The organism is Streptomyces sp. NPDC058145 (assembly GCF_042884245.1).
GTDB lineage: Bacteria > Actinomycetota > Actinomycetes > Streptomycetales > Streptomycetaceae > Streptomyces.
This window is the reverse complement of record NZ_JBHVUH010000013.1, coordinates 266,817-291,310: the sequence shown is the minus strand read 5'-3', so window position 1 is coordinate 291,310 and position 24,494 is coordinate 266,817. Positions and strand designations below refer to the sequence as shown.

Below are 24,494 nucleotides of genomic sequence, written 5' to 3'. Positions count from 1 at the left end.
AGACAAACAGGCCGGGTTTTTGCACAAACGCGCGCCATCACACTCATGTGTGACAGCAAGCACACCCAGCAGGTAAAGACCTCATCAAATAGTTTGTGATACGGTTCACGAGAACCCCGGATAGAGCCGAAGGACCGTAGTGCGACGGTCCGCCGGTGTGAGGTCTCGACTACTCAGCCCGGGACTACGCTCGTCCATGACGACACCTGCCCCCCTGTGAAAGCGGAGTTGCCGCCATGCCGTCCAAAGACGCCCGGAACCTACTGCAGATCGCTGTGCCCGCAGCGGCCGCCGGCGTGATCGCCGTCGCCGTGAGCGCCGCGGTCGCGGGAGGCAAGGGTGCTCTGGGTGCGGCCGTCGGCACGCTGCTGGCCATCCTGTTCATGGGGATCGGCCTCTACGTGCTGCAGTGGACGGCAAAGACGCTCCCGCAGTTGTTCCAGGCCATGGGGCTGATGCTCTACATGGCTCAGTTGCTCCTCCTCCTGATCTTCGTCGCCGTCTTCAAGGGCACCTCTCTCTTCAACGCCAAGGCGTTCGCCGTGTCGCTCGTCGTCACGACCGTCGTGTGGATGGCCGCGCAGGCGCGCGCACACATGAAGGCCAAGATCTTCTACGTCGATCCCGACCCCGCGAAGAGTGAGAAGCACGAGAAGACGGGGCCGCCGTCGTGAGGGGTAGGGGCGGGATAAAGGCCTGTGAGATCTCCTGCTATCGTCCGGTGCCAACTGCGGCATCGCGGGCGCGGGCATCCGAGCTGACGCCTGCTCAAACGCGAGGCTTGATGCCCCTCAGCCGCCCCCACATCCGTAACACCAGTCCGGTGCCGATCAGCGGCCCTGTGCCGCGCCGACACAACGAGGTTGCCGTACCCATGCGTCACGCCGAAGGAGCCCGCGGTGAGTGCTGACCAGACCCAGCTCGCCTTTGACTGGAGTTGTCGGATCATGTCCGACAACGGGTGTGGCTTCCCGGCTCCGGGCCTGCACTCGTTCCTGTTCAAGCCGATGGCCACGGTCGGCGGCTTCGAATTCAACAAGGTGATGCTGCTCGCGCTCGTCACCACGGTCGTCGTCATCGCCTTCTTCTGGGCCGCCTTCGGCAACGCCAAGGTCATCCCCGGCAAGCTGCAGATGGTCGGCGAGGCCGGCTACGACTTCGTGCGCCGCGGCATCGTCTACGAGACGCTCGGCAAGCGCGAGGGCGAGAAGTGGGTGCCGCTCATGGTCTCCCTCTTCTTCTTCATCTGGCTGATGAACATCTGGTCCGTGATCCCGCTGGCCCAGTTCCCGGTCGCCTCGGTCTTCGCCTTCCCGCTCGTGCTCGCCCTGCTCGTCTGGGTCCTGTGGGTCGGACTGACCTTCAAGCGCCACGGCTTCGTCGGGTTCTTCAAGAACATCACCGGCTACGACAAGTCGCTCGGTGCGGTGCTGCCGCTGGTCATGCTCATCGAGTTCTTCTCGAACCTGTTCGTCCGCCCGTTCACGCACGCGGTGCGACTCTTCGCCAACATGTTCGCCGGTCACCTGATGCTGGTGATGTTCACCGTCGCCTCCTGGTACCTGCTGAACAGCTGGATGATCCCGGCCGCCGGCATCTCGTTCGTGATGACCATGGCCATGATCTGCTTCGAACTTTTCGTGCAGGCCGTCCAGGCGTACGTCTTCGTACTGCTGGCCTGTTCGTACATTCAGGGCGCTCTCGCCGAGCACCACTGAGCCCCAACACACCCCCCGGTCGTCCGGTGGTCAACCCCCACCGGTCCGTAAAGAGAAGGAAGAATCAGCATGGCTGCCACTGAGACCCTTGCCGCTGTCACCGGTTCCATCGGTTCCGTCGGTTACGGCCTCTCGGCCATCGGCCCCGGCATCGGCGTTGGCATCATCTTCGGCAACGGCACCCAGGCCCTCGCCCGTCAGCCCGAGGCCGCCGGCCTGATCCGTGCCAACCAGATCCTGGGCTTCGCCTTCTGTGAGGCGCTCGCCCTCATCGGCATCGTCATGCCGTTCGTGTTCGGTGTGAAGTAAGACTCCATACCGACACGCATCGACGAAAGGCACTGATGTGATCGCCAACCTGGCACAGCTGGCGGCCGAGAAGGAGCAGAACCCGCTCATTCCGGCCGGTCCCGAGATGCTCGTCGGCACCATCGCCTTCGCCATCGTGTTCTTCTTCTTCTGGAAGAAGCTGCTTCCGAACATCAACAAGGTTCTGGAGGAGCGTCGCGCGGCGATCGAAGGCGGCATCGAAGAGGCCGACGCCATGAAGGTCGAGGCCCAGAGCGTCCTTGAGCAGTACAAGGCTCAGCTCGCCGAGGCCCGGCACGAGGCCGCGCGTCTGCGCCAGGAGGCGCAGGAGCAGGGTGCCACGCTCATCGCCGAGATGCGGGCCGAGGGCCAGCGTCAGCGCGAGGAGATCGTCGCCGCCGGTCACTCCCAGATCGAGGCCGACCGCAAGGCCGCCGCGGGCGCGCTCCGTCAGGACGTCGGCAAGCTCGCCACCGACCTGGCCGGCAAGCTCGTCGGCGAGTCCCTCGAGGACCACGCCCGGCAGAGCCGTGTGATCGACCGCTTCCTCGACGAGCTCGAGGAGAAGGCCGAGGCCGCGCGATGAACGGAGCGAGCCGCGAGGCCCTGGCAGCCGCACGTGAGCGTCTCGACGCGCTGACGGACTCCACGTCCGTGGACGCGACGAAGCTCGCGGACGAGCTGGCGGCCGTCACCGCGCTGCTCGACCGGGAGCCCAGCCTGCGTCGGGTCTTCACCGACCCGGCGCAGCCCGGTGAGGCCAAGGCCGAGCTGGTCCGGAGGCTGATCGGCGGTCAGGTCGGCACGACCACCGTCGACCTGGTGTCCGGCATGGTCCGTGTCCGCTGGTCGCAGCCGCGCGACCTGGTGGACGCCCTGGAGGAGCTGGCGAACGTCGCCGACCTCACCTCGGCGCAGAAGACGGGCACGCTCGACGACGTCGAGGACGAGCTGTTCCGGTTCGGCCGGATCGTCTCCTCGAACACCGAGCTGCGTGCCGCGCTCACCGACCGTTCGGCGAGCGCCTCGGCCAAGGCCGAGCTGCTGCGCCGGCTCCTCGGCGGCCGGGCCAAGCCCGCCACCGAGCGTCTGGTCGCGCGCCTCGTGATCGCGTCGCGGGGACGTAGCCTGGAAGCGGGACTGGAGTCCCTGTCCAAGCTCGCCGCCGACCGCCGGGACCGCATGGTCGCCGTCGTCACGTCGGCCGTGCCGCTCAGCGACGGACAGAGGCAGCGCCTCGGCGCCGCCCTGACCAAGCTCTACGGCCGCCCGATGCACCTCAACCTGGACGTCGACCCCGAGGTCGTCGGCGGGATGCGGGTGCAGGTCGGTGACGAGGTCATCAACGGTTCCCTCGCGGACCGGCTGGAGGACGCGGCCCGCCGCATGGCGAGCTAGCCGCACCTCGGCAATCGAGAAAACGCAAGACGTGCTTACGGCCCTGGTTGGGCCGTGCAGAGGATTCACCTCATTCAGGGGGGAGTCCCCATCCCCCCAAAGTGAAACTTCGGGCCCAACAAGGAGAGCAGGGAACCCAGATGGCGGAGCTCACGATCCGGCCGGAGGAGATCCGGGACGCGCTGGAGAACTTCGTCCAGTCGTACAAGCCGGACGCGGCCTCGCGCGAGGAGGTCGGTACGGTCACCGTCGCCGGCGACGGTATCGCCAAGATCGAGGGCCTGCCCTCGGCCATGGCGAACGAGCTGCTGAAGTTCGAGGATGGCTCCCTCGGTCTCGCGCTGAACCTGGAAGAGCGCGAGATCGGTGCTGTCGTACTCGGTGAGTTCAGCGGCATCGAGGAGGGTCAGCCGGTGCACCGCACCGGTGAGGTCCTCTCCGTCGCGGTCGGCGAGGGCTACCTCGGCCGCGTCGTCGACCCGCTCGGCAACCCGATCGACGGCCTCGGCGAGATCGAGACGTCCGGCCGCCGCGCCCTCGAGCTGCAGGCCCCCACGGTCATGCAGCGCAAGTCGGTGCACGAGCCGATGGAGACCGGCTACAAGGCCGTCGACGCGATGACCCCGATCGGCCGTGGTCAGCGTCAGCTGATCATCGGTGACCGCCAGACCGGCAAGACCGCCCTGGCCGTCGACACGATCATCAACCAGCGCGACAACTGGCGCTCGGGCGACCCGAAGAAGCAGGTCCGCTGCATCTACGTCGCCATCGGCCAGAAGGGCTCCACCATCGCCGGTGTGCGCCGCGCGCTGGAGGAGAACGGCGCTCTGGAGTACACGACCATCGTCGCCGCCCCGGCGTCCGACCCGGCCGGCTTCAAGTACCTGGCGCCGTACACCGGTTCGGCCATCGGTCAGCAGTGGATGTACGAGGGCAAGCACGTCCTGATCATCTTCGACGACCTGTCGAAGCAGGCCGACGCCTACCGCGCCGTGTCGCTGCTGCTGCGCCGCCCGCCGGGCCGTGAGGCCTACCCGGGTGACGTCTTCTACCTGCACTCCCGCCTGCTGGAGCGCTGCGCCAAGCTCTCCGACGAGATGGGTGCCGGCTCGATGACCGGTCTGCCGATCGTCGAGACCAAGGCCAACGACGTCTCGGCGTTCATCCCGACCAACGTCATCTCCATCACCGACGGCCAGTGCTTCCTGGAGTCGGACCTGTTCAACGCCGGTCAGCGCCCCGCGCTGAACGTCGGTATCTCCGTCTCCCGAGTCGGTGGTTCCGCGCAGCACAAGGCGATGCGCCAGGTCTCCGGCCGCCTCCGTGTGGACCTCGCCCAGTTCCGTGAGCTCGAGGCGTTCGCCGCCTTCGGTTCCGACCTGGACGCGGCCTCCAAGGCCCAGCTGGAGCGCGGCCAGCGCATGGTCGAGCTGCTGAAGCAGGACCAGTACCAGCCGATGTCGACCGAGGACCAGGTCGTCTCCGTCTGGGCCGGCACCAACGGCCGCATGGACGAGGTCCCGGTCGCCGACATCCGCCGCTTCGAGCGGGAGCTGCTGGACTACCTGCACCGCAAGGAGTCGGGCCTGCTCACCTCCATCCGTGAGGGCGCCAAGATGTCGAACGACACGATCCAGGCGATCGACGACGCCGTCGCGGAGTTCAAGAAGCAGTTCGAGACCTCGGACGGCAAGCTGCTCGGCGAGGACACTCCTGCCGCTGCCGCCAAGTGACGTAAGGAAGGGACCTGACTCATGGGAGCCCAGCTCCGGGTCTACAAGCGTCGCATCCGATCCGTCAGCGCGACCAAGAAGATCACCAAGGCGATGGAGATGATCGCCGCCTCGCGCGTCGTCAAGGCGCAGCGCAAGGTGGCGGCCTCCACTCCGTACGCGACCGAGCTGACGCGTGCGGTCACGGCGGTCGGTACGGGTTCGAACACCAAGCACCCGCTCACCACGGAGGCGGACAACCCGACCCGTGCCGCGGTCCTGCTCCTCACGAGCGACCGCGGTCTGGCCGGCGCCTTCAACTCCAACGCCATCAAGGCGGCGGAGCGGCTGACCGAGCGCCTGGAGCGCGACGGCAAGCAGGTCGACACGTACATCGTCGGCCGGCGTGGTGTCGCCCACTACAACTTCCGTGAGCGCAAGGTCGCGGAGTCGTTCACGGGCTTCACCGACGAGCCCTCGTACGCGGACGCCAAGAAGGTCGCGGCGCCCCTGATCGAGGCCATCGAGAAGGAGACGGCGGACGGCGGCGTGGACGAACTCCACATCGTCTACACCGAGTTCGTCTCGATGATGACGCAGACCGCGCTCGACTCAAGGCTGCTGCCGCTGCGTCTCGAAGAGGTCGCCGAGACGGATCGATCTGCCGCTGACGCGGCGGGCGCCCCCAAGGGCGAGATCCTCCCGCTGTACGACTTCGAGCCGTCGGCGGAGGACGTCCTCGACGCCCTGCTGCCGCGGTACGTGGAAAGCCGGATCTACAACGCGCTGCTCCAGTCGGCCGCTTCGAAGCACGCCGCCACGCGGCGCGCGATGAAGTCGGCCACCGACAACGCGGGCGAGCTGATCAACACGCTCTCCCGTCTTGCCAACGCGGCCCGCCAGGCCGAAATCACCCAGGAAATCAGCGAGATCGTCGGTGGCGCCAGCGCCCTGGCCGACGCGACCGCGGGGAGTGACCGATAATGACCACCACTGTTGAGACCGCGACGGCCACGGGCCGCGTCGCCCGGGTCATCGGCCCGGTCGTCGACGTGGAGTTCCCCGTCGACGCGATGCCGGACATCTACAACGCCCTTCACGTCGAGGTGGCCGACCCGGCCAACGCCGGCGAGAAGAAGACGCTGACCCTGGAGGTCGCCCAGCACCTGGGTGACGGCCTGGTCCGCACCATCTCCATGCAGCCCACCGACGGTCTGGTCCGCCAGGCCGCGGTCACCGACACCGGCAACTCCATCACGGTGCCGGTCGGCGACTTCACCAAGGGCAAGGTGTTCAACACCCTCGGTGAGGTGCTGAACGTCGACGAGCAGTACGAGGGCGAGCGCTGGGGCATCCACCGCAAGGCCCCGAACTTCGACGAGCTCGAGTCGAAGACCGAGATGTTCGAGACCGGCGTCAAGGTCATCGACCTGCTGACCCCGTACGTCAAGGGCGGCAAGATCGGTCTGTTCGGCGGTGCCGGCGTCGGCAAGACGGTGCTCATCCAGGAGATGATCTACCGTGTCGCCAACAACCACGACGGTGTCTCCGTGTTCGCCGGTGTCGGTGAGCGCACTCGTGAGGGCAACGACCTGATCGAGGAGATGTCGGACTCCGGCGTCATCGACAAGACCGCGCTGGTCTTCGGCCAGATGGACGAGCCCCCGGGCACCCGTCTGCGCGTCGCGCTGGCCGGCCTCACCATGGCCGAGTACTTCCGTGACGTCCAGAAGCAGGACGTGCTGTTCTTCATCGACAACATCTTCCGCTTCACGCAGGCCGGTTCCGAGGTCTCCACCCTGCTCGGCCGTATGCCGTCCGCGGTGGGTTACCAGCCGAACCTGGCCGACGAGATGGGCCTCCTGCAGGAGCGCATCACCTCGACCCGCGGTCACTCGATCACCTCGATGCAGGCGATCTACGTCCCCGCCGACGACCTGACCGACCCGGCCCCGGCGACCACCTTCGCCCACCTCGACGCGACGACGGTTCTGTCCCGTCCGATCTCCGAGAAGGGCATCTACCCGGCCGTGGACCCGCTGGACTCCACGTCCCGGATCCTGGACCCGCGCTACATCGCCGCGGATCACTACAACGCGGCCATGCGCGTGAAGACGATCCTGCAGAAGTACAAGGACCTCCAGGACATCATCGCGATCCTCGGTATCGACGAGCTCGGCGAGGAGGACAAGCTCGTCGTCCACCGTGCCCGTCGCGTGGAGCGCTTCCTGTCCCAGAACACCCACGTCGCCAAGCAGTTCACCGGCGTGGACGGTTCGGACGTGCCGCTGGACGAGTCGATCGCCGCGTTCAACGCGATCTGCGACGGCGAGTACGACCACTTCCCGGAGCAGGCGTTCTTCATGTGCGGTGGTCTTGAGGACCTCAAGAACAACGCCAAGGAGCTGGGCGTCTCCTGAGCCCCGTGCTCTCGGTGAGGGGGCGGGTGCGTCCCGCCCCCTCACTCACGCCCCCTAGAATTGACCCCAACACCCGGCACCCCCGCCGGGTGGTGACCCGAGGAGCCACCCTTGGCTGCTGAGCTGCACGTCGAGCTGGTCGCCGCCGACCGTCAGGTCTGGTCCGGCGAGGCCACCCTGGTCGTCGCGCGTACCACGTCCGGCGACATCGGCGTCATGCCCGGTCACCAGCCGCTGCTCGGTGTGCTGGAGTCGGGCCCCGTGACCATCCGTACGAGTGATGGTGGAACGGTCGTCGCCGCGGTGCACGGCGGTTTCATCTCGTTCGCGGACAACAAGCTGTCGCTGCTGGCGGAGATCGCCGAACTGTCGGACGAGATCGATGTCCAGCGCACGGAGCGCGAGCTCGAGCGCGCGAAGGCGGAGGACGACGCGGAGGCACAGCGCCGCGCCGACGTCCGTCTGCGGGCGGCGACGGCGGCGCGTTGATCCAGCGCGCGGTGTGATGACGTCACTCAGCCGCGGTCGGTCCGGAGCAATCCGGTACCGACCGCGGCTGAGGCAGATGTGGGTGTTTTTTGGGTTTCATTACTGAGTTGTTAGCGCAGTGACACTGTCTGGGAGACGAGGAGGTCGGTGCCGATGGTCCTCGCTCTGACTGTGTGCGGGATCGTGGTCGCGCTCGTGGTGGTGGCACTGTTCCTGTTCGGGCTGCGGCGCAGACTGATCCAGCGCTCCGGCGGAACCTTCGACTGTTCCCTGCGCTGGGACGTGCCCGAGAAACCGGACACGGGCGGCAAGGGCTGGAGCTACGGCGTCGCCCGCTACAACGGCGACCGGATCGAGTGGTACCGGGTCTTCTCCTACGCCCTGCGCCCGCGCCGTGTCCTGGAGCGCGCCGCCATCGAGGTGGCCGGCCGCCGGCTCCCCGAGGGCGAGGAGGAACTGGCGCTGCTCTCCGACGCGGTGATCCTCGCCTGTGCCCACCGCGGCACGCGCCTCGAACTGGCGATGAGTGAGGACGCGCTGACCGGATTCCTCGCCTGGCTGGAAGCGGCTCCGCCCGGTCAGCGAGTGAACGTGGCGTAGCGACATTGACGCTCCCCCGGACGAGATCCGGGGGAGCGTCAATGTCGCTTCAGAGTACTTACAGGTTGTTGCTGATGGCGCTCACCAGCTCGCCGTTGCTGGTGTCACCGCTGAACTCCCAGAAGAACGCGCCGCCCAGGCCCTGGTTCTTGGCCCAGGTCATCTTGCCGGCGATGGTGGCGGGGGTGTCGTAGGACCACCAGTTGCCGCCGCAGTGCGCGTACGCCGTACCCGCGACGGTGCCGGTGGCCGGGCAGGACGTCTTGAGCACCTTGTAGTCCTCGATGCCCTGCTCGTAGGTGCCCGCCGCCGGGCCCGTGGCCGTGCCGCCCGGGGCGTCCTGGGTGACACCGGTCCAGCCGCGGCCGTAGAAGCCGATGCCGATGAGCAGCTTCTTCGCGGGGACGCCGATCGCCTTGAACTTGGCCAGCGCGTCGGCGGTGGTGAAGCCCTCCTTAGGGATGCCGGAGTACGAGCTGAGCGGGGAGTGCGGGGCGGTCGGGCCCTTGGCGTCCCAGGCGCCGAAGAAGTCGTAGGTCATCACGTTGTACCAGTCGACGGAGCTCGCGGCGCCGGCGTAGTCGGCGGCCTCGATCTTGCCGCCGTTCGAGCCGTCGGCGGTGGTGGCTGCGGTGACCAGGTTGCCGGCGCCGAACTTGGCGCGCAGCGCGGCCATCACGTTCTTGAAGGCGGCCGCCCCGCTGGTGTCGCAGCTGAGCCCGCAGGCGTTCGGGTACTCCCAGTCGATGTCGATGCCGTCGAAGACGTCGGCCCAGCGCGGGTCCTCGACCAGGTCGTAGCAGGACTGCGCGAAGGCGGCCGGGTTCTTCGCGGCCTCGCCGAAGCCACCGGACCAGGTCCAGCCGCCGAAGGACCACAGCACCTTGATGTTCGGGTACTTGGCCTTGAGCTGACGGAGCTGGTTGAAGTTGCCGCGCAGCGGCTGGTCCCAGGTGTCGGCGGCGCCGCTGACGGACTGGTCGGCGGTGAACGCCTTGTCGTAGTCGGCGTAGGAGTCGCCGATCGCGCACTTGCCGCCGGTCACGTTGCCGAAGGCGTAGTTGATGTGCGTGATCTTCGAGGCGGAGCCGGACGTCACCAGGTTCTTGACGTTGTAGTTGCGCCCGTAGATGCCCCACTCGGTGAAGTAGCCGAGCTTGACCTTGTCGCCGGTGGGCGGGGGAGTGGTGCCGCCGCCGGTGGTGTGCACGGCGGCCGCGCCGCTCACCGGTCCGGTCTGGTCGGCGGTGTCGCGGGCCCGCACGGTGTAGGAGTAGTCGGTGCCGGCGCTCAGCGCGGTGTCGGTGTACGAGGTGGCCGTCACCGTGGAGACGACCTTGCCGTCGCGCAGGACGTCGTAGTTCTTGACGCCCTTGTCGTCGGTGGCCGCGCCCCAGGCGAGTTTCACCGAGGTGTCGGTGATGCCGGAGGCGGTCGGGGTGCCTGGGGCGGAGGGCGCCGCGTCACCGGGGACGGTGGTGCCGTCGCAGCTGTCACCGTTCAGCTTGCAGTTGGACGGGGAGCCGGGGCCCGCGCCGTTGAAGCCGAAGGAGACGGAGGCACCGGGGGCGATGCCGCCGTTGTAGGACTTGTTCTTGGCGGTCCAGTGGGTGCCGGAGTTCGTGACGTCCGCGTCCCACGCGGAGGTGACGGACGTACCGGAGGGGAAGTCCCACTCGACGGTCCAGGAACTGATCGCGCTGGTACCGGTGTTCTTCACGGTCCACTGACCGCCGAAGCCGGTGCCCCAGTCGCTGGTCTTGGTGAAGCTCGCCGTCGCGTTGGCCGCGGCCTGGGCGGGGCTCGCGAGACCGACCAGGCCGGCCAGGGGGAGCAACAGGGTCGCGAACCCTGCCGCGGCTCTGTGTCTGAAGCGCATGCTGCGCCTCCCTCTTCGTTGGGGGTGTCAGGGGCATGACTGAGCCTTCACGCCCACAGTGCCGCGAGAATAGAAAGGTCTGGACCACATGGTCAATAGGTCTGGACCACTTGTCCCCGGCTCCGGCTGGATCCCCAACTCCTCGGCCAGGACCGCCGCTTGCGCCGACTGCGCGGCTCCAGATTCCCCAGCGGACGGCTGACGTGCGTCTTCACCGTGCCCGGCCTCCTGTGGGGCGCCGGGGACACGGCGCGGCCCGCGCCCTCCAGGAGTGGAGGGTCGCGGGCCGCTGGGTCCTCGCCGTGCCGGTCGTCCCGGCCCTGCCGCAGGGGGCAGGTTCGGTCAGCGTTCGCCGCCCGGCACCCACAGGACGTCGCCCTCGGCCTTGTTCGCCGTCCGGGCCAGGATGAACAGCAGGTCGGACAGGCGGTTGAGGTAGGTCGCGGTCAGCGGGTTCATCACCTCGCCGTGCGCCTCCAGCGCCGCCCAGGTGGAGCGCTCGGCCCGGCGGACCACCGTGCACGCCTGGTGCAGCAGGGCGGCGCCGGCGGTGCCGCCCGGGAGGATGAAGGAGCGCAGCTTCTCCAGCCGCTCGTTGAAGCGGTCGCAGTCCGCCTCCAGTCGGTCGATGTAGAACTGCTCGACCCGCAGCGGCGGGAACTCCGGGCTCTCCTTCACCGGCGTCGACAGGTCCGCGCCCACGTCGAACAGGTCGTTCTGGACGCGGGTGAGGACCTGGACGATCTCCGCGTCCAGGCCGCCCAGTGCGATCGCCGTGCCGAGCACCGCGTTCGCCTCGTTGGCGTCGGCGTACGCCGAGATCCTGAGGTCCGTCTTGGCGACCCTGCTCATGTCGCCGAGGGCGGTGGTGCCCCGGTCGCCGGTCCTGGTGTAGATGCGCGTCAGATTGACCATGTGACCAGCGTAGTTATGCCCCGGCCGTCCGGAACACGCGTGTGCCCACTGTCACGGTCAGCACGGCGAAACCGACCGCGACGAGACCGCCGTACAGCATGTGCGCGCTCGTGTACCGGCCGATATAGGCGTCGCGGACCGCGTCCACCAGATAGCGGAACGGCACGCAGTGCGAGAGCACGTCCAGCCAGGCCGGCGCGAGGGTCATCGGGAGCATCAGGCCGGACAGCAGCATCGACGGCATCGACACCGCGTTGATCAGCGGCCCGAACTCCTGCGGGGTGCGCACCTTCATCGCCAGCGCGTACGACAGCGAGGCCAGCGACACGGTGAGCAGGGCGACGAAGGCGAAGCCGATGAGGACGCCCGGCAGGGGTGCGCGCAGGCCCATCACCAGCGCGGCCAGCACCAGCAGCACCGCCTGAAGGACGAAGACCGTGGCGTCCCGCAGGACCCGGCCGAGGAGCAGGGCGAGACGGCTGACGGGGGTCACCCGCATCCGCTCCAGCACCCCCTGGGCGTTCTCCATGATGACCGTGAAGCCCGCGAACAGGGCTCCGAACAGGCCGAGTTGGAGCAGCAGTCCGGGCACCAGCACCTGCCAGGAGCTGCCGTCGCCGCCCAGCGGCAGGCCGGTGAGCAGCGGGCCGAAGAAGAGGAGGTACAGCAGAGGCGTCAGTACACCGAAGAGCAGGGCGAAACGCGAGCGCAGGGACTGACGGAGATAGCGGCCGTAGACGAGGGCCGTGTCGTGCAGGAGCATGCGGGCGTCCTATACGGCGATGGGGGCGGCGTCGGCAGGGGCGGGGCCGCGGCCGGTGATGGCGAGGAAGGTGTCCTGGAGGGTGGCGTCGATCGAGCCGCCGTGCGCCAGCTTGAGCGCGCCCGGCGTGCCGTCGGCCACCACGACACCCCGGTCGACGACGACCAGGCGGTCGGCGAGGGCGTCGGCCTCGTCCAGGTAGTGGGTGGTCAGGCAGACGGTCGTGCCGTGCCGGTCGCGCAGCCCGCGGACCAGGTCCCACAGGTCGGCGCGGCTGCCGGGGTCGAGGCCGGTCGTCGGCTCGTCCAGGAACAGCACCTTCGGGCGGTGGGTGAGCGCCATCGCGATGTCCAGACGGCGCCGCTGGCCGCCGGAGAGCGCGGCCGTCCTGCGGTCGAGCAGCTCGGTGAGATCCAGCTCGCGGGCGAGTTCGGCGGTGCGCCGCACCGCCTCGGCCTTCGGCAGACGGTACATCCGGGCCTGGGTGACCAGCTCCTCCCGGACGGTGATCTGCGGGTCGACCCCGCCGGACTGGGCGACGTAGCCGGAGACCCGGCGCACTCCGGCCGGGTCGGTGGCCAGGTCGTGCCCGGCGACGGTCGCCGCGCCGCCGGTGGGCTTCAGCAGGGTGGTGAGCATCCGCAGGGTGGTGGTCTTGCCGGCGCCGTTGGGTCCGAGGAGGCCGAGGACCTCGCCCTCGCGGACGACGAGGTCGACGCACCGTACGGCCTCGACCGGTCCGGCTTTCGTCTGGAAGGTGCGGGCCAGGCCGGCCGCGCTGATGACTGCTGCCATGGCGTACAGAAAAACAGAGTCCCTGAAATTTTGCAATGACCCCAAGTTTTCATCGGACCCAGCGAAGTTAGGATGCGGGCATGGCTGAGGGACTCAGGGAGCGGAAGAAACGGCAGACCAGGCAGTACATCTCGGATGTCGCCACGGGACTGTTCGTCGAGCGCGGGTTCGACACGGTGACGGTCGCGGAGATCGCCGAGGCGGCCGATGTCTCCGTCAACACCGTCTACAACTACTTCCCCGCCAAGGAGGACCTGTTCTTCGACCGCTCCGCCGGCATGGTCGACCGGCTCGCCCGCTGGGTGCGCGGCCGCCCGGCCGGTGAGTCGGCGGTCGCCGCGGTGCTGCGCGAACTGCGCGAGGAGGTCGAGGCCGTGTCCCCGCGGGTCGGGCTCATCCCCGGATACGCGGCGTTCATGAGGGTCATCGAGGAGGCGCCCGCCCTGCGCTCCCGGCTGTGGGCCATCGGCCAGGAGGTGCAGTCCACCCTGGAGCGGGAGCTGCGCGCGGAGACCGGCGCCGCGGACGAGGACGACCTGCCGCACCTGATGGCCGGCCAGATCGGCTGGGCGCACAGCACGGTCATGGCGGTCATCGGCCGCGAGATGGTCAAGGGGCGCGAACCGCGCGAGGTATCGCGGGAGGTGCTCGCCCTCCTCGACGACATCGAGGACCTGCTGAGCGAGAAGGTTTTCGCGTACGCGGTGCGCCCCGGGTCCTGAGCGGCCTGAGGGGTCCTGAGCGACCTGGGTCCGGCGACCGGCCGCCTCAGCCGATGGCGATGCGCGGGTGGGCGGCGGGCCGGATCCAGGACATGATGCCGTCCATCGTGGCGCGCGGCACCGACACACAGCCGGCCGTCGCCCCCGACCCGTTGACGTGCAGGAAGATCCCCGCACCCCGGCCCGGGGTGGCCGGCCACCGGTTGAAGTTGACGACGAGGGCCTTGGCGTACTGGGTCGGGTAGTTGATCAGGTGCTCGCTGCCCCGGTCGCCGGACTCCGTGAGCGGGAAGTCGGCGCCCGCATCGCTGTGCATCGAGTTGTAGTACTTCGACTCCGGGTCCTCCACCCACCAGTCATGGGACCCGACCACGTGGTACGGCATGCTCGTGCCGCCCGCCTGGACGCCGAACCCCTCGGTGATGGTGTAGGTCCCGGACGGCGTCGTGTACGTGCCCTGCCGCCGGGTCGACCCGTTCGTCACGCCGTTCGACCCGACCCGCCCGGCACTCGTGCTGAACTGCGCCTTCCAGCCGGAGGCTCCCTTGGCCCAGGCCGTGACCGTGGCGTAGGAGCCGCTCGCCTTGACGGTGATGACCTGGGTGGCGTCGCCGACCTCGACGGGGACGGGAAAGTCTGGCGCGCTCCCGGTGGCCGAAGTCCGCGTACCTCCGTCGGAGCCGCCGCCGGAGCGGGCGGAGGCGCCGGAGGCGGGCGCCGTCTCCTTCGAGGAGGCACCGGTGCTCGGTCCGGCCGACGCGGACGACGAGGTGGAGGCCGAAGCGGAGGCGGATGCCGACGCCGAAGCGGACGCGGACGCGCTCGCGGACCCGGTGGCCGAGGCGCCGGGCGTGGCGGTGGCCTCGGCGGCGACCTGCTCGGCGGGGCCGGCGGCGGCGTCGCCGCTTCCGCAACCCGGCACGAGGAGCAGCGCACCGCCGGCCGCGGCCGTGGCGAGGAGCCTGCGAGAGCGGGCCGGGGCGGGCCGAGAGGCGAACGGAACGGATGTTTCGGGCAGCACGAGGTGACCCTTCATCGAGGTGAGGGTGGGGGAGGCGGGGAGCGCGGCGGCGGCCGGCGCGGTGGGGCTCAGCCCTGCTTCGGGCCTTCCGGGGCGGGAAGGGCGCCGGAGCAGGTGGCACGGCCGAAGTTCCCCGTGGCGGTGGCGCTCTGGACGTGGTGGCCGCGGACGGCGAGTGCGCAGCGCGCGGTGCCGCCGTCCTTACCGAGCACGATGCTGATGAGCGGGTCCCGGCCGACCGGGACCTCGACGGTCCGGTGCCAGGGCAGCCGGGCGGCCCGGACCACGGTGGCCGTCCCGGACTCGCTGCGGGCCTGGAAGGTGAGGTCGGCGGTGCCGGTGCCGGTCACCTCGTAGGTGACTGAGGCGGTGGGGGTCCGGTGCCGGGCCGGGGTGCCGTCCCCGTCGCCGCCGAGGACGCCGTACAGCACGAGCCCGCCGCACGCGGCCAGTACGCCACCGGCGACGAGCAGGCCGGCCCGGTCCGGGCGGCGGCCGGCACCGGTGGACGGCGACTGGTCCTTCTCCGGTGTGCTCGCGGACTCCGCGCTTTCCTCGCCGGTTTCCGTATTTTCCTCGGCAGGCTCCGCCGACGGCTTTTCCTCGCCCATGAACAATCCCTTTCAGCTCCGGAATCGGCCCCTTATACGTGATGGCGAGCGGCGGTCGCAAGCGAGGAGACAAATCGGGCGGCGAAATTGCGCGAGTGCCGAAGTTTCGGACTTGCGAAGTTACTTGACACAGCATCACCCGGCTGATTACAACCACGGCGCCGCTATGTCTGACCTGCCTCTTCTTAGAAGTCTGGTCTGCACGTTGCCGGTTTTTACGACGTCAAACACGATGAAAGGGTTGCGGTGAAACCCAAATTGGGCAGGCTTGTCGCGTGCCTTGTGGTCTCCGCGGTGGTCAGTACCGCGTTGCCGCAGGTCGCATATGCGGCAACGGACTCCGGCGACGGTGGTGGAAAGGGGATAGTCGACACCGTAAAGGGCTGGTTCGGTGCTGACGACGACGACGAGCACGAGCTCGCGGCGCCCCCGTCGCACGACGAGCTGGAGGTCGCCGACCGGCAGAAGCTGCCGAGGGGCAAGCGGGCGGTGAAGGCGAAGCGGGTCGCGGAGCTGAAGAACCGGCGTACGTCGAGTGCGCGGTTCTGGCGGATGTCGGACGGCCGGGTGCAGGCGGAGCTGTCGGCGGTGCCGACGTCGTACCGTTCGGGCTCGGGCGGGAAGGCTTCCTGGAAGCCGATCGACACCGCCGTCCACGCGACGGGTGCGGAGGGCTTCGATTTCGCCAACACGGCGAACGAGGGCCGGAGCTGGTTCGGTTCGCGTGCGGACCGGTTGGTGAGGTTCCAGTCGCCGGACGGCCGTTCGGTCACCCTCGGGCTCAGGGGCGCCGACGCCTTGAGGCCGACGGTGAAGGGCTCCACGGTCACGTACAAGGACGCGGTCGACGGGGCCGATCTGGAGTACGGCGTGGGCCGGGGCCGGGTGAAGGAGAACATCACCCTGGCGAAGCGCCCGAGTGGTCCGGTGCGGTTCACGTTCACGCTGGACACCGACGGGCTGGTGCCGAAGGCACGCGAGGACGGTTCGATCGCGCTGTTCGGTGAGCTGCCGAACACGCCGGTGATGGTGATCCCGGCGCCGTTCATGACGGACGCGAAGAAGGCCGGCAAGTCGGTCTTCGGTAAGACCTACAGCACGCGCGTCTCGCAGAAGCTCACGAAGGACGGCAAGTCCTGGAAGCTGACCGTCACCCCGGACGCGAAGTGGCTGGCGTCGAAGGACCGTCAGTACCCGGTCGTGATCGATCCGACGATCACGATCGCCCCGTCGCCGACGGACTCGCAGGACACGATGGTCCTGTCGGACCAGGCGTCGACGAACTTCAACACCACGTGGAAGCTGTCGGCGGGCAAGACGGACACGGGTATCTCGCGTTCGCTGATCAAGTTCCCGCTGAATGAGATCCCGTCGGGTACGGAGGTCGACTCGGCCCGGTTGGAGATGTACTTCGACCAGGCGCACACCACGAACGCCAACGATGTCACGATCGGTGCGTATCGGGCGACGGGTGCGTGGGACGAGTCGACGGCGAACTGGACCAACACCAGTGGCCTGGTGGGCGAGCTGTCCGGTACCAGCGTCCAGGTGGACGACGGGGACGCGGGGACGACGGCCGCGGTGGGTTCCTGGAAGCCAGGGTCGACTTCGTACGGCATCGACGGCGACTACCTGTACAACAAGGACGCGGTCCTCGGGGACTCCTACACCTGGCAGCCGAATCTGCCGGAGGCCGCGTCGTACCGGGTGGACACGCATTACGTGCAGGCCTCCGACCGGTCGACGGCCGCTCCGTTCACGGTGACGAGCAGTGATCCGTCCGCGACGTACACGGTGAACCAGACGGCCGGTACGAACGGTGTGTGGGCGTCGCTGAACGGCGGCTCGCAGATCAACTTCGCCAAGGGCACCGCGGGCAAGGTCGTCCTGAAGGACACCGACAGCACGCATGCGGTGATCGCGGACGCGATGCGCTTCGTGAACCCGGCGTCGATCGTGAAGAACACCGGTGAGTACAACCAGTGGCACAAGTTCCCGGTGACCGACACGGTCCAGCAGTGGGTGGACGGCACGTCCACCAACAACGGCTTCGTGCTGAAGGCCACCGACGAGTCGGCGACCGCGCCGACCGGCGGCCCCCGCTACGAGTCGGGTGATGGTGACTACGGCGGCGAGACGGCGACGATCCCGCGGCTGACGGTGACCTACGGCAAGGTCGGCACCACGCTGAACTCGCCGACCGTGGTCCACGGCACGGGCCCGGAGCTGTCCTGGAAGGCGTACTCCAACACCACCGGTGACACCGGTCTCGACATCGCCGAGTACCAGCTCCACCGCTCCACGCAGCAGACGTTCACGCCGTCCGCGGCCACTTTGGTGGCGCCGATCGACAAGTCGACGACGGCGTACACGGACACCACCGCGACCCCGACGCCGGACTCGTCGTCGGCGGAGATCGGCCGGTCGTACTACTACCAGCTCGCCGTGAAGACGAAGAACGGCCAGCTTCTGGGCTCGCCGACCCGCATCGTGGGTGTGCCGAAGGCGGGCCGCACGATGCGGCTGATCCAGGGCACCTCCGGGGTGACGGACACGACCCTCTCCTCCGGGCAGCCGACCACCAACGAGGACACCATTTCCTCCTTCGGTGTGGGGCAGAAGTGGCTGGAGGTGGGCAACAACTCCACCACCTACGGCAAGGCCCGCGCGGGCCTGAAGTTCTCCACCAGCGCGATCCCGGCCACGGCCACCGTGCTGGAGTCCCGGCTGTTCATGTGGGGCGCGGAGACGACGACCGATACGAACGGCGCGATCTACGAACTGCACGGCCTGAGCAAGGACTTCAACGAGACCCAGGCCACCTGGAACAACGCCACCTCCACCACGGCGTGGACGACGGCCGGCGGTGACTACTCGGGCACGGTGTCGGACACGATCGCGCAGGTCTCCGAGGTCGGCCGGCACTGGTGGGACGCGACGTCCCTGACCCAGGGCTGGGTCAAGACGCCCACCAGCAATCACGGCGCGCTGGTCAAGCTGAAGGACGAGACGACCACCGGGCCGCAGGAGCGGTCGCTGTTCCTGTCCTCGGAGGCGCCCGACCCGCAGCTCGGCCCGCTGCTCCGGGTGATCTACGTCGACTCCACGACCGCGGACACCTACTACGCGCCGCAGACCCCGGCCCGGATGACCCCGAACTCCACGTACACGGTGGACTTCACGGTCACCAACACCACGTCGAGCGCGTGGGCGGCCGGTGAGCGACAGCTGTCCTACACCTGGCAGCTCCCGGACGGCACGGACGTGACGACGGGCGGCAACCAGGCCGCGACCGCGATCCCGGCGCTCAGCCCCGGTCAGTCGGCGACGATCCAGGCGACGGTGAAGACGCCGATCAACTCCGACTCCGGCAACAAGCGCACGGACTACGTCCTCGGCTGGGACGTCAAGAAGGTCTCCGACGGCACCTGGCTGTCGGCAGGCACGGGTGGCATACCGCCGCTGAAGCAGAACGTGGCGGTGGAGGACCCCACCTCCAACGCGCTGGGCCTGGAGAAGTTCTACTCCTACACGGGCAAGAACACCGGTGCCGGTTCGACGGTGATGAACAACCTCGGCTCCGGCAACAGCGTGTGGTCCTACAACGCGTTCACCAACCCCGGCCGGGGTCTGACCACGTTCGCCCGTGTCTCGTACAACTCGCTGGACACGTCCGACACGGTGTCCGGTGCGGGCTGGTCCGCGCAGCTCGCCGGGCCCATCCGACTGGGCGCCGCGTTGGACTTCCACCCCAACCCGGTGCAGAACGCCACCGAGATCCGTCTGCCGGACGGGGACGGCACCACGCACGTCTTCACCAAGCAGGCGGACGGCAGCTGGAAGGCCCCGGCGGGCGTCCACTACCGCATCACGATGAAGGCGGGCCTGGACTGCACGCCGAACAAGGACCCGATCCCGGACGCCTGGACGCTGCTGCGCCCGGACGGCACCCGTTTCCTGTTCGGCTGTGACGGTTACATGACGTCGGTTGTCGACAAGAACGGCAACACGCAGTCGTACACCTATGAGGAACGGAAGTCGAACAACAAGCCGACCAAGTTCCTGACCTACATCACGGATCCGGCCGGCCGGCAGTCGCTGACGGTCGACTACTACGAGAAGGGCGACGCGTCGTACGACTACATCGACGACACGGGCGCCAAGGTCAGCGACACCAACCTGACCAACTCCAAGATCTACGACCACGTGAAGTCCATGACGGACATCTCGGGCCGGAAGGTCTCCTTCTTCTACACGACGAAGGGCCTGCTCGGTCAGTTCACCGACGGTGACGGCTCGTCCCAGCCGAAGGTGTTCAAGTTCACCTACGACGCCACCCAGGGCAACAAGAACGTCAAGCTGGTCAAGGCCACCGACCCGCGCGGCCACGGCACCCAGCTCGCGTACTTCGAGCCGAAGGCGGGTGATGACCCGAAGTACCACTGGTGGACGAAGACCGTCACCGACCGCCTCGGCGGTGACACCGGCTTCGCCTACGCGGCCGACACGGCGAACACCAAGTTCACCGACACCACGGTCACGGACGCAGAGACGCACGCCACCAGCTACGTCACGGACGACTTCGGCCGTCCGGTCCAGACGACCAACGCCAAGTCCGAGACGTCGAAGATGTCGTGGGACGCGGACAACAACGTCACGTACCTGGAGGAGGACAACGGAGCGAAGACCGCGTACTGCTACGACCAGAAGACGGGCTACCCGCTCTGGCAGCGCGACGCGGAGAACAACAAGGCGGGCGTACCGGACCAGACGACCACCTGCGTGACGGACAGCTCCAAGTGGCCGGCGAACGCGTCGAAGTACGAGTACCAGACGCGTGCGGACGGCTTCTCGGCGGACCTGTTCCGCAAGACGTCACCGGAGGGCCGCGCCTGGCAGTTCGGCTACGACTCGTTCGGCAACATGAAGACGGTCACGGACCCGAAGGGTGTCGCGACGACGTCGGTGCCTGACGACTACACGACCAAGTACGACTACGACAGCTACGGGCAGCTGACCAGGGCCACCGACGCCAATGGCAATGCCACCGTCAACTCCGACTTCGACGTCGTCGGCTACCCCAAGACGATCACCGACGCGGAGAGCCACGCCACCTCGTTCGTCTACGACGAGCGCGGTGAGGTCACGTCGGTGACCGACGCGCTGGGTACTACCACCACCCAGACCTACGACACCTTCAAGCGTCCGCTGGCCAACAAGCTGCCCAAGGAGCAGGCACAGGGGGTGTTCATCACCACTCCGGCCCCGGTGTACGACGCCAACGACAACGTCACCACCAGCACCGCCGCGGACGGCGTGGTGTCCACCGCGCTCTATGACTCCGCGGACCAGGTGACCGAGATGACCGGCCCGGACAACAACCTGAGCGGTCGCACGACGCGCTACACCTACGACAAGGTCGGCAACCTCAAGACCACGACCGAGCCCAAGGGTGTGGCGACGACCTCCGTCCCGGACGACTACGTCACCACCAACAACTACAACGAGATCTACCAGCTCATGTCGGTGGTGAACGCCCAGGGCGACAAGGTCTCCTACGAGTACGACAACGTCGGCAACGCGGTCACGGTCATCGACCCGAAGAAGAACGCCACCGCCTACACCACCGACTACACCAGCAAGAGCGCCTACGACCTCAACCACCGCGTCACCAAGGTCACCGACGCGGCGGGCAAGTACGCCACGCGCGAGTACGACAAGGACTCGCTGATGGTCAGGAGCACCGACAAGGAGGGCAACACCAGCGAGGTCGTCTACGACGAGCGCGGCAAGACGATCGAGCAGCGGGTCCCGTACTCGGGCACCACTCTTCGCACCACGAAGTTCGAGTACGACCAGATGGGCAACACCACCAAGGTGATCAGCCCGCGCGGCACCGCCACCGCGGCCGCGGACGACTTCACCAGCCGCACCGAGTACGACAAGCTCAACCGTCCGGCCAAGCAGTACCAGCCCTACGACCCGGCGGACTCCCGCTACAACGACCCCAACGTCTACACCCAGACGACGTACGACGAGGTCGGCCGCGTCTCGCGGGTCTCCGCGCCGCCGTCGGCGGGTCAGACGGTCCGCAACGACACCGACTACACCTACTTCGACAACGGTTGGACCAGGACGTCCACCGACCCGTGGGACATCGTCACCTCCTACGGCTACAACCAGACCGGCCAGCAGGTCTCGCGCACCCTTACCTCCGCCGGCGGCTCGAGCTCCCGGACCCAGGGCTGGGCGTACTACCCCGACGGCAGCATCCAGGCCCGCTCCGATGACGGCGTGCCGGTCGGCGCCCACGTGGTGGTGGCCGACAACTCCGACACCCAGACCACTTCGGCGACCGGCACCTGGGCCACGGCTTCGGCCACCGGCCAGCAGGGTTACGACCACCGCACCCACGCGGCGGGGACGTCGACGGACACGTTCACCTGGACTCTGAACGTTCCGCAGGACGGCAGCTACACCGCCTATGCGAAGTACCCGACGACCTCGGGCGCCTCCACGGCGGCGAAGTACACCGTCACCCACGACGGCGGCACCACCGACAAGACGGTCAACCAGACCACCGGCGGCGGCACCTGGGTCTCCCTGGGCTCGTTCACCTTCAAGCAGGGGAACACGTCCAAGATCACCCTGGCGCCCGACGCCTCCGGCAAGGTCGTCGCCGACGCGGTGAAGATCGTCCGCACCGTCACCGAGACGGACAACGAGAAGAAGGACTTCACCTACTCGTACGACCTCAACGGCAACCTCGCCTCGATCGCGGACGCCTCCTCGGGTGCCAAGATCGACAAGTACACGATGACCTACACCGGGCTGAACCAGGTCCAGAAGGTCAGCGAGTCGCTGTCCGGCACCGAGAAGAAGGCCACGTCGTTCACCTACGACGCCAACGGCCAGAAGGAGACGACGAGCCACTCGGACCAGTACGCGCAGTACTTCTACGACGTGCGTGACCTGGTCAAGACGGTGAAGATCGGCAAGTCCGCCTCGGACGCCTCGCCGGAGACCACCGACTACACCTACACCGACCGCGGCCTGCGGCTGAAGGAGACCAAGGCCAACGGCAACGCGGTCGACTACACCTACTACCTGAACGCGGCGCTGAAGACCCAGACCGAGAAGAAGCCCAACGGCACCCTGGTCTCCTCGCACACCTACGCCTACGACGCCAACGGCAACCAGGCGCAGGACGTCGCGTCCAAGATGAACGCCGACAACCACGGCGCGTACCTGAACTCCACCACGGACTACACCTACGACCCGGTCAACCGGCTCGCCCAGTCCGTGAAGACGGGAACTGGCGCGGGCACTGAGACCTACGTTCACGACGCCAACGCCAACGTCGTCACCCAGACGATCAAGAACGTCACGACCAACTACACGTACGACCGCAACCGGCTCCTCAGCTCGAGCATCGGAGCCGCCACCAACAACTACAACTACGACCCGTACGGCCGACTGGACACGGTCGTCGCGGGTGGCAAGATCGTCGAGGACCGGGACTACGACGGCTTCGACCACGTGGTCAAGAACGCCAAGCTGCAGACCGACGGGGTCACGACGAAGACCACCACCTATGTCTTCGACCCCCTGGACCGCACGGCATCCAAGACGGAGGCCGGCAAGACCACCGACTTCAACTACCTCGGTACCTCCAGCGAGGTTCTCAACGAGGCCGTTGCCGGCGAGGTCACCAAGTCCTACCAGTACAGCCCGTGGGGCGAACGCCTGACACAGCTGAAGCACAACACCGACGGCTCCGAGGAGCTCGGCGTCTACGGCTACAACGGCCACACCGACGTCGAAACCCTCACCGACAGCAGCGGTGACACCAAGTCCACCTACGGCTACACGGCCTACGGCACCAACAACGACGCCGAGTTCACCGGCATCGACAAGCCCGACACCGCCCAGCCGGACAAGGAGGCGTACAACCCCTACCGCTTCAACGCCAAGCGCTGGGACGCCGCCAGCGGCACGTACGACATGGGCTTCCGTGACTACAGCCCCGGCCTGAACCGCTTCACCAGCCGGGACATGTACAACGGCGCCCTGGCCGACATGCAGCTGGGATCGGATCCCTTCACCGGGAACCGCTACGCCTTCACCGGCGGCAACCCGATCAGCAGTGTCGAGCTCGACGGACACAACTGGTGCGAAGGGGGCGCCCTCTGCCCCTGGGACGACAACTTCGCCTCTGCCTGGGTCGGTACCGTCGAGACCGTCGCCGACACGCTTGCCAGCCCCGTGATCGCCGCGGAGCCGATTCTTCGGGAGAAGTGCCCTGGGTGCTTCGGAACCCCCGGCGATCCCAATGGAGTGGATCTGGGATTCGAATGGGTCTCGGGCCGCGGCCCCAAGCATCGGGACTTCGGCGGAAACGACGCCTTCACGCAGTCGCTCATGGACCACTACCACGTCCAGCGGGTGCGGGAGATCGCGGCTGACAACATCAACGGCGGAAACTACAATCTGGGCAAGAATGTCCACCAGTACACAGATGATTCGGGGGTCGTGCAGAACAACGGCCTGGATCAATCGCTGAACACCAAGTCCCTCATCAAGGACTTCACGTCGAACATGTCCGCGGCGTTCCTCGGTTCCTACACCATGGACTACACGGTCAAGTCGGTCGACAAGAAGGCGGGGACGGCGACCATCCAGTTCCATGCGCACAACAGCAGCACCATGAACTCTGGAACGCATATTGCCCCGGCGCTCGGCGGGTACAGTGATTGGTGGACTGAGCACATCGCCAAACCCCTCAACAAGTATTACGATACGGGGCGTTTCAGCACGAAAACGCAGGACATCACGTGGACGGAGACGGTGGACCTCGACCATCCCAAGGCTCCGTCGGCGTCCTCGGGGTCATCGGGCTCATCGAGCTCATCGAGCTCATCGGACTCGTCGTCCGGCTTGCTGGAAGGCATCACAAGTTGGGTCTCCAGTCTCTTCTGACGGCAGCCTGACGCGCTCGTCCCGCCGGTCGTCCGGCCGGGATGCGCCCTGAAAAACGGCGGGGCCGCGCCCCCGGATGCCGGGGGGCGGCCCCCCCGCCCCGGACGGCGGGGAGCCGAAGGGGGGGAGCTCGGCGGCTTTGGCCACGGGGCAGGGCGGGCAG

Annotated in this window: 18 protein-coding genes; 12 read left to right on the top strand and 6 right to left on the bottom strand. The window is 67.7% G+C overall.

Annotated features, from left to right (window positions below; translation table 11 throughout):
* Window positions 1-236 precede the first annotated feature (236 nt).
* The 10 genes from ACFVVO_RS28765 (at window position 237) to ACFVVO_RS28720 (ending at window position 8,646) form a co-directional block, all read left to right on the top strand.
* On the top strand, window positions 237-674 hold the full coding sequence (locus ACFVVO_RS28765) for a hypothetical protein (protein ID WP_390058689.1): 438 nt from the start codon (window positions 237-239) through the stop codon (window positions 672-674).
* Window positions 675-947: 273 nt separating this feature from the next.
* Window positions 948-1,718 carry a F0F1 ATP synthase subunit A gene (atpB, locus tag ACFVVO_RS28760; RefSeq protein WP_390058737.1) on the top strand — a complete coding sequence of 257 codons (771 nt, stop codon included), beginning with the start codon at window positions 948-950 and terminating at the stop codon, window positions 1,716-1,718.
* 69 nt (window positions 1,719-1,787) lie between these two features.
* A complete protein-coding gene (locus tag ACFVVO_RS28755) occupies window positions 1,788-2,027 on the top strand; it encodes a F0F1 ATP synthase subunit C (protein ID WP_333776138.1) in 240 nt (79 codons plus the stop codon).
* 37 nt (window positions 2,028-2,064) lie between these two features.
* Window positions 2,065-2,613 carry a F0F1 ATP synthase subunit B gene (locus tag ACFVVO_RS28750; RefSeq protein WP_390058688.1) on the top strand — a complete coding sequence of 183 codons (549 nt, stop codon included), beginning with the start codon at window positions 2,065-2,067 and terminating at the stop codon, window positions 2,611-2,613.
* Window positions 2,610-3,425 (top strand): F0F1 ATP synthase subunit delta, encoded by an 816-nt coding sequence (locus tag ACFVVO_RS28745; RefSeq protein WP_390058686.1) that lies wholly within the window; start codon window positions 2,610-2,612, stop codon window positions 3,423-3,425. The genes ACFVVO_RS28750 and ACFVVO_RS28745 overlap by 4 nt, the downstream gene beginning before the upstream one ends.
* 140 nt (window positions 3,426-3,565) lie before the next feature.
* Window positions 3,566-5,158 carry a F0F1 ATP synthase subunit alpha gene (gene atpA, locus ACFVVO_RS28740; protein WP_390058685.1) on the top strand — a complete coding sequence of 531 codons (1,593 nt, stop codon included), beginning with the start codon at window positions 3,566-3,568 and terminating at the stop codon, window positions 5,156-5,158.
* Between the two features lie 21 nt (window positions 5,159-5,179).
* Entirely contained in the window at window positions 5,180-6,121 is a 942-nt protein-coding gene (locus tag ACFVVO_RS28735) for a F0F1 ATP synthase subunit gamma (RefSeq protein ID WP_390058683.1), read from the top strand.
* Entirely contained in the window at window positions 6,121-7,557 is a 1,437-nt protein-coding gene (atpD, locus tag ACFVVO_RS28730; RefSeq protein WP_390058682.1) for a F0F1 ATP synthase subunit beta, read from the top strand. Before ACFVVO_RS28735 ends, atpD begins: the two co-directional genes overlap by 1 nt.
* Window positions 7,558-7,668: 111 nt before the next feature.
* A complete protein-coding gene (locus ACFVVO_RS28725) occupies window positions 7,669-8,046 on the top strand; it encodes a F0F1 ATP synthase subunit epsilon (RefSeq protein ID WP_061927131.1) in 378 nt (125 codons plus the stop codon).
* Window positions 8,047-8,199: 153 nt separating this feature from the next.
* Complete coding sequence (locus ACFVVO_RS28720; RefSeq protein ID WP_390058680.1) at window positions 8,200-8,646, top strand: DUF2550 domain-containing protein; 447 nt, start codon at window positions 8,200-8,202, stop codon at window positions 8,644-8,646.
* A 58-nt stretch (window positions 8,647-8,704) separates the two neighbouring features.
* Here ACFVVO_RS28720 and ACFVVO_RS28715 read toward each other — a convergent pair whose 3' ends face one another.
* From ACFVVO_RS28715 to ACFVVO_RS28700, 4 genes are all read right to left on the bottom strand, one after another.
* Entirely contained in the window at window positions 8,705-10,525 is a 1,821-nt protein-coding gene (locus ACFVVO_RS28715; protein ID WP_390058678.1) for a glycosyl hydrolase family 18 protein, read from the bottom strand.
* A gap of 342 nt (window positions 10,526-10,867) precedes the next feature.
* Window positions 10,868-11,440, bottom strand: a complete 573-nt coding sequence (locus ACFVVO_RS28710) for a cob(I)yrinic acid a,c-diamide adenosyltransferase (RefSeq protein ID WP_390058677.1) — start codon at window positions 11,438-11,440, stop codon at window positions 10,868-10,870.
* Window positions 11,441-11,453: 13 nt separating this feature from the next.
* A complete protein-coding gene (locus ACFVVO_RS28705; RefSeq protein WP_390058675.1) occupies window positions 11,454-12,203 on the bottom strand; it encodes an ABC transporter permease in 750 nt (249 codons plus the stop codon).
* 9 nt (window positions 12,204-12,212) lie between these two features.
* Entirely contained in the window at window positions 12,213-12,998 is a 786-nt protein-coding gene (locus ACFVVO_RS28700; RefSeq protein WP_390058674.1) for an ATP-binding cassette domain-containing protein, read from the bottom strand.
* An 80-nt stretch (window positions 12,999-13,078) separates the two neighbouring features.
* On the opposite strand from ACFVVO_RS28700, the gene ACFVVO_RS28695 reads away from it, so the two are divergent.
* Complete coding sequence (locus ACFVVO_RS28695; RefSeq protein ID WP_390058673.1) at window positions 13,079-13,720, top strand: TetR/AcrR family transcriptional regulator; 642 nt, start codon at window positions 13,079-13,081, stop codon at window positions 13,718-13,720.
* A gap of 46 nt (window positions 13,721-13,766) precedes the next feature.
* On the opposite strand, the gene ACFVVO_RS28690 is transcribed toward ACFVVO_RS28695, so the two are convergent.
* Together ACFVVO_RS28690 and ACFVVO_RS28685 are read right to left on the bottom strand one after the other, a co-directional pair.
* Window positions 13,767-14,756: a L,D-transpeptidase family protein gene (locus tag ACFVVO_RS28690; RefSeq protein ID WP_390058671.1), complete on the bottom strand. Its 990-nt coding sequence runs from the start codon at window positions 14,754-14,756 to the stop codon at window positions 13,767-13,769.
* Between the two features lie 53 nt (window positions 14,757-14,809).
* On the bottom strand, window positions 14,810-15,352 hold the full coding sequence (locus ACFVVO_RS28685; protein WP_390058670.1) for a hypothetical protein: 543 nt from the start codon (window positions 15,350-15,352) through the stop codon (window positions 14,810-14,812).
* A gap of 1,254 nt (window positions 15,353-16,606) precedes the next feature.
* On the opposite strand from ACFVVO_RS28685, the gene ACFVVO_RS28680 reads away from it, so the two are divergent.
* A complete protein-coding gene (locus tag ACFVVO_RS28680; RefSeq protein WP_390058735.1) occupies window positions 16,607-24,331 on the top strand; it encodes a DNRLRE domain-containing protein in 7,725 nt (2,574 codons plus the stop codon).
* Window positions 24,332-24,494: the final 163 nt, after the last annotated feature.

Bases quoted from the DNA above. Each gene is read 5' to 3' on its own strand.
- ACFVVO_RS28765 (WP_390058689.1), top strand. From the start codon at position 237: ATGCCGTCCAAAGACGCCCGGAACCTACTGCAGATCGCTGTGCCCGCA.
- atpB (WP_390058737.1), top strand. From the start codon at position 948: ATGTCCGACAACGGGTGTGGCTTCCCGGCTCCGGGCCTGCACTCGTTC.
- ACFVVO_RS28755 (WP_333776138.1), top strand. From the start codon at position 1,788: ATGGCTGCCACTGAGACCCTTGCCGCTGTCACCGGTTCCATCGGTTCC.
- ACFVVO_RS28745 (WP_390058686.1), top strand. From the start codon at position 2,610: ATGAACGGAGCGAGCCGCGAGGCCCTGGCAGCCGCACGTGAGCGTCTC.
- atpA (WP_390058685.1), top strand. From the start codon at position 3,566: ATGGCGGAGCTCACGATCCGGCCGGAGGAGATCCGGGACGCGCTGGAG.
- ACFVVO_RS28735 (WP_390058683.1), top strand. From the start codon at position 5,180: ATGGGAGCCCAGCTCCGGGTCTACAAGCGTCGCATCCGATCCGTCAGC.
- atpD (WP_390058682.1), top strand. From the start codon at position 6,121: ATGACCACCACTGTTGAGACCGCGACGGCCACGGGCCGCGTCGCCCGG.
- ACFVVO_RS28720 (WP_390058680.1), top strand. From the start codon at position 8,200: ATGGTCCTCGCTCTGACTGTGTGCGGGATCGTGGTCGCGCTCGTGGTG.
- ACFVVO_RS28715 (WP_390058678.1), bottom strand. From the start codon at position 10,525: ATGCGCTTCAGACACAGAGCCGCGGCAGGGTTCGCGACCCTGTTGCTC.
- ACFVVO_RS28710 (WP_390058677.1), bottom strand. From the start codon at position 11,440: ATGGTCAATCTGACGCGCATCTACACCAGGACCGGCGACCGGGGCACC.
- ACFVVO_RS28705 (WP_390058675.1), bottom strand. From the start codon at position 12,203: ATGCTCCTGCACGACACGGCCCTCGTCTACGGCCGCTATCTCCGTCAG.
- ACFVVO_RS28700 (WP_390058674.1), bottom strand. From the start codon at position 12,998: ATGGCAGCAGTCATCAGCGCGGCCGGCCTGGCCCGCACCTTCCAGACG.
- ACFVVO_RS28695 (WP_390058673.1), top strand. From the start codon at position 13,079: ATGGCTGAGGGACTCAGGGAGCGGAAGAAACGGCAGACCAGGCAGTAC.
- ACFVVO_RS28690 (WP_390058671.1), bottom strand. From the start codon at position 14,756: ATGAAGGGTCACCTCGTGCTGCCCGAAACATCCGTTCCGTTCGCCTCT.
- ACFVVO_RS28685 (WP_390058670.1), bottom strand. From the start codon at position 15,352: ATGGGCGAGGAAAAGCCGTCGGCGGAGCCTGCCGAGGAAAATACGGAA.
- ACFVVO_RS28680 (WP_390058735.1), top strand. From the start codon at position 16,607: ATGGTCCTGTCGGACCAGGCGTCGACGAACTTCAACACCACGTGGAAG.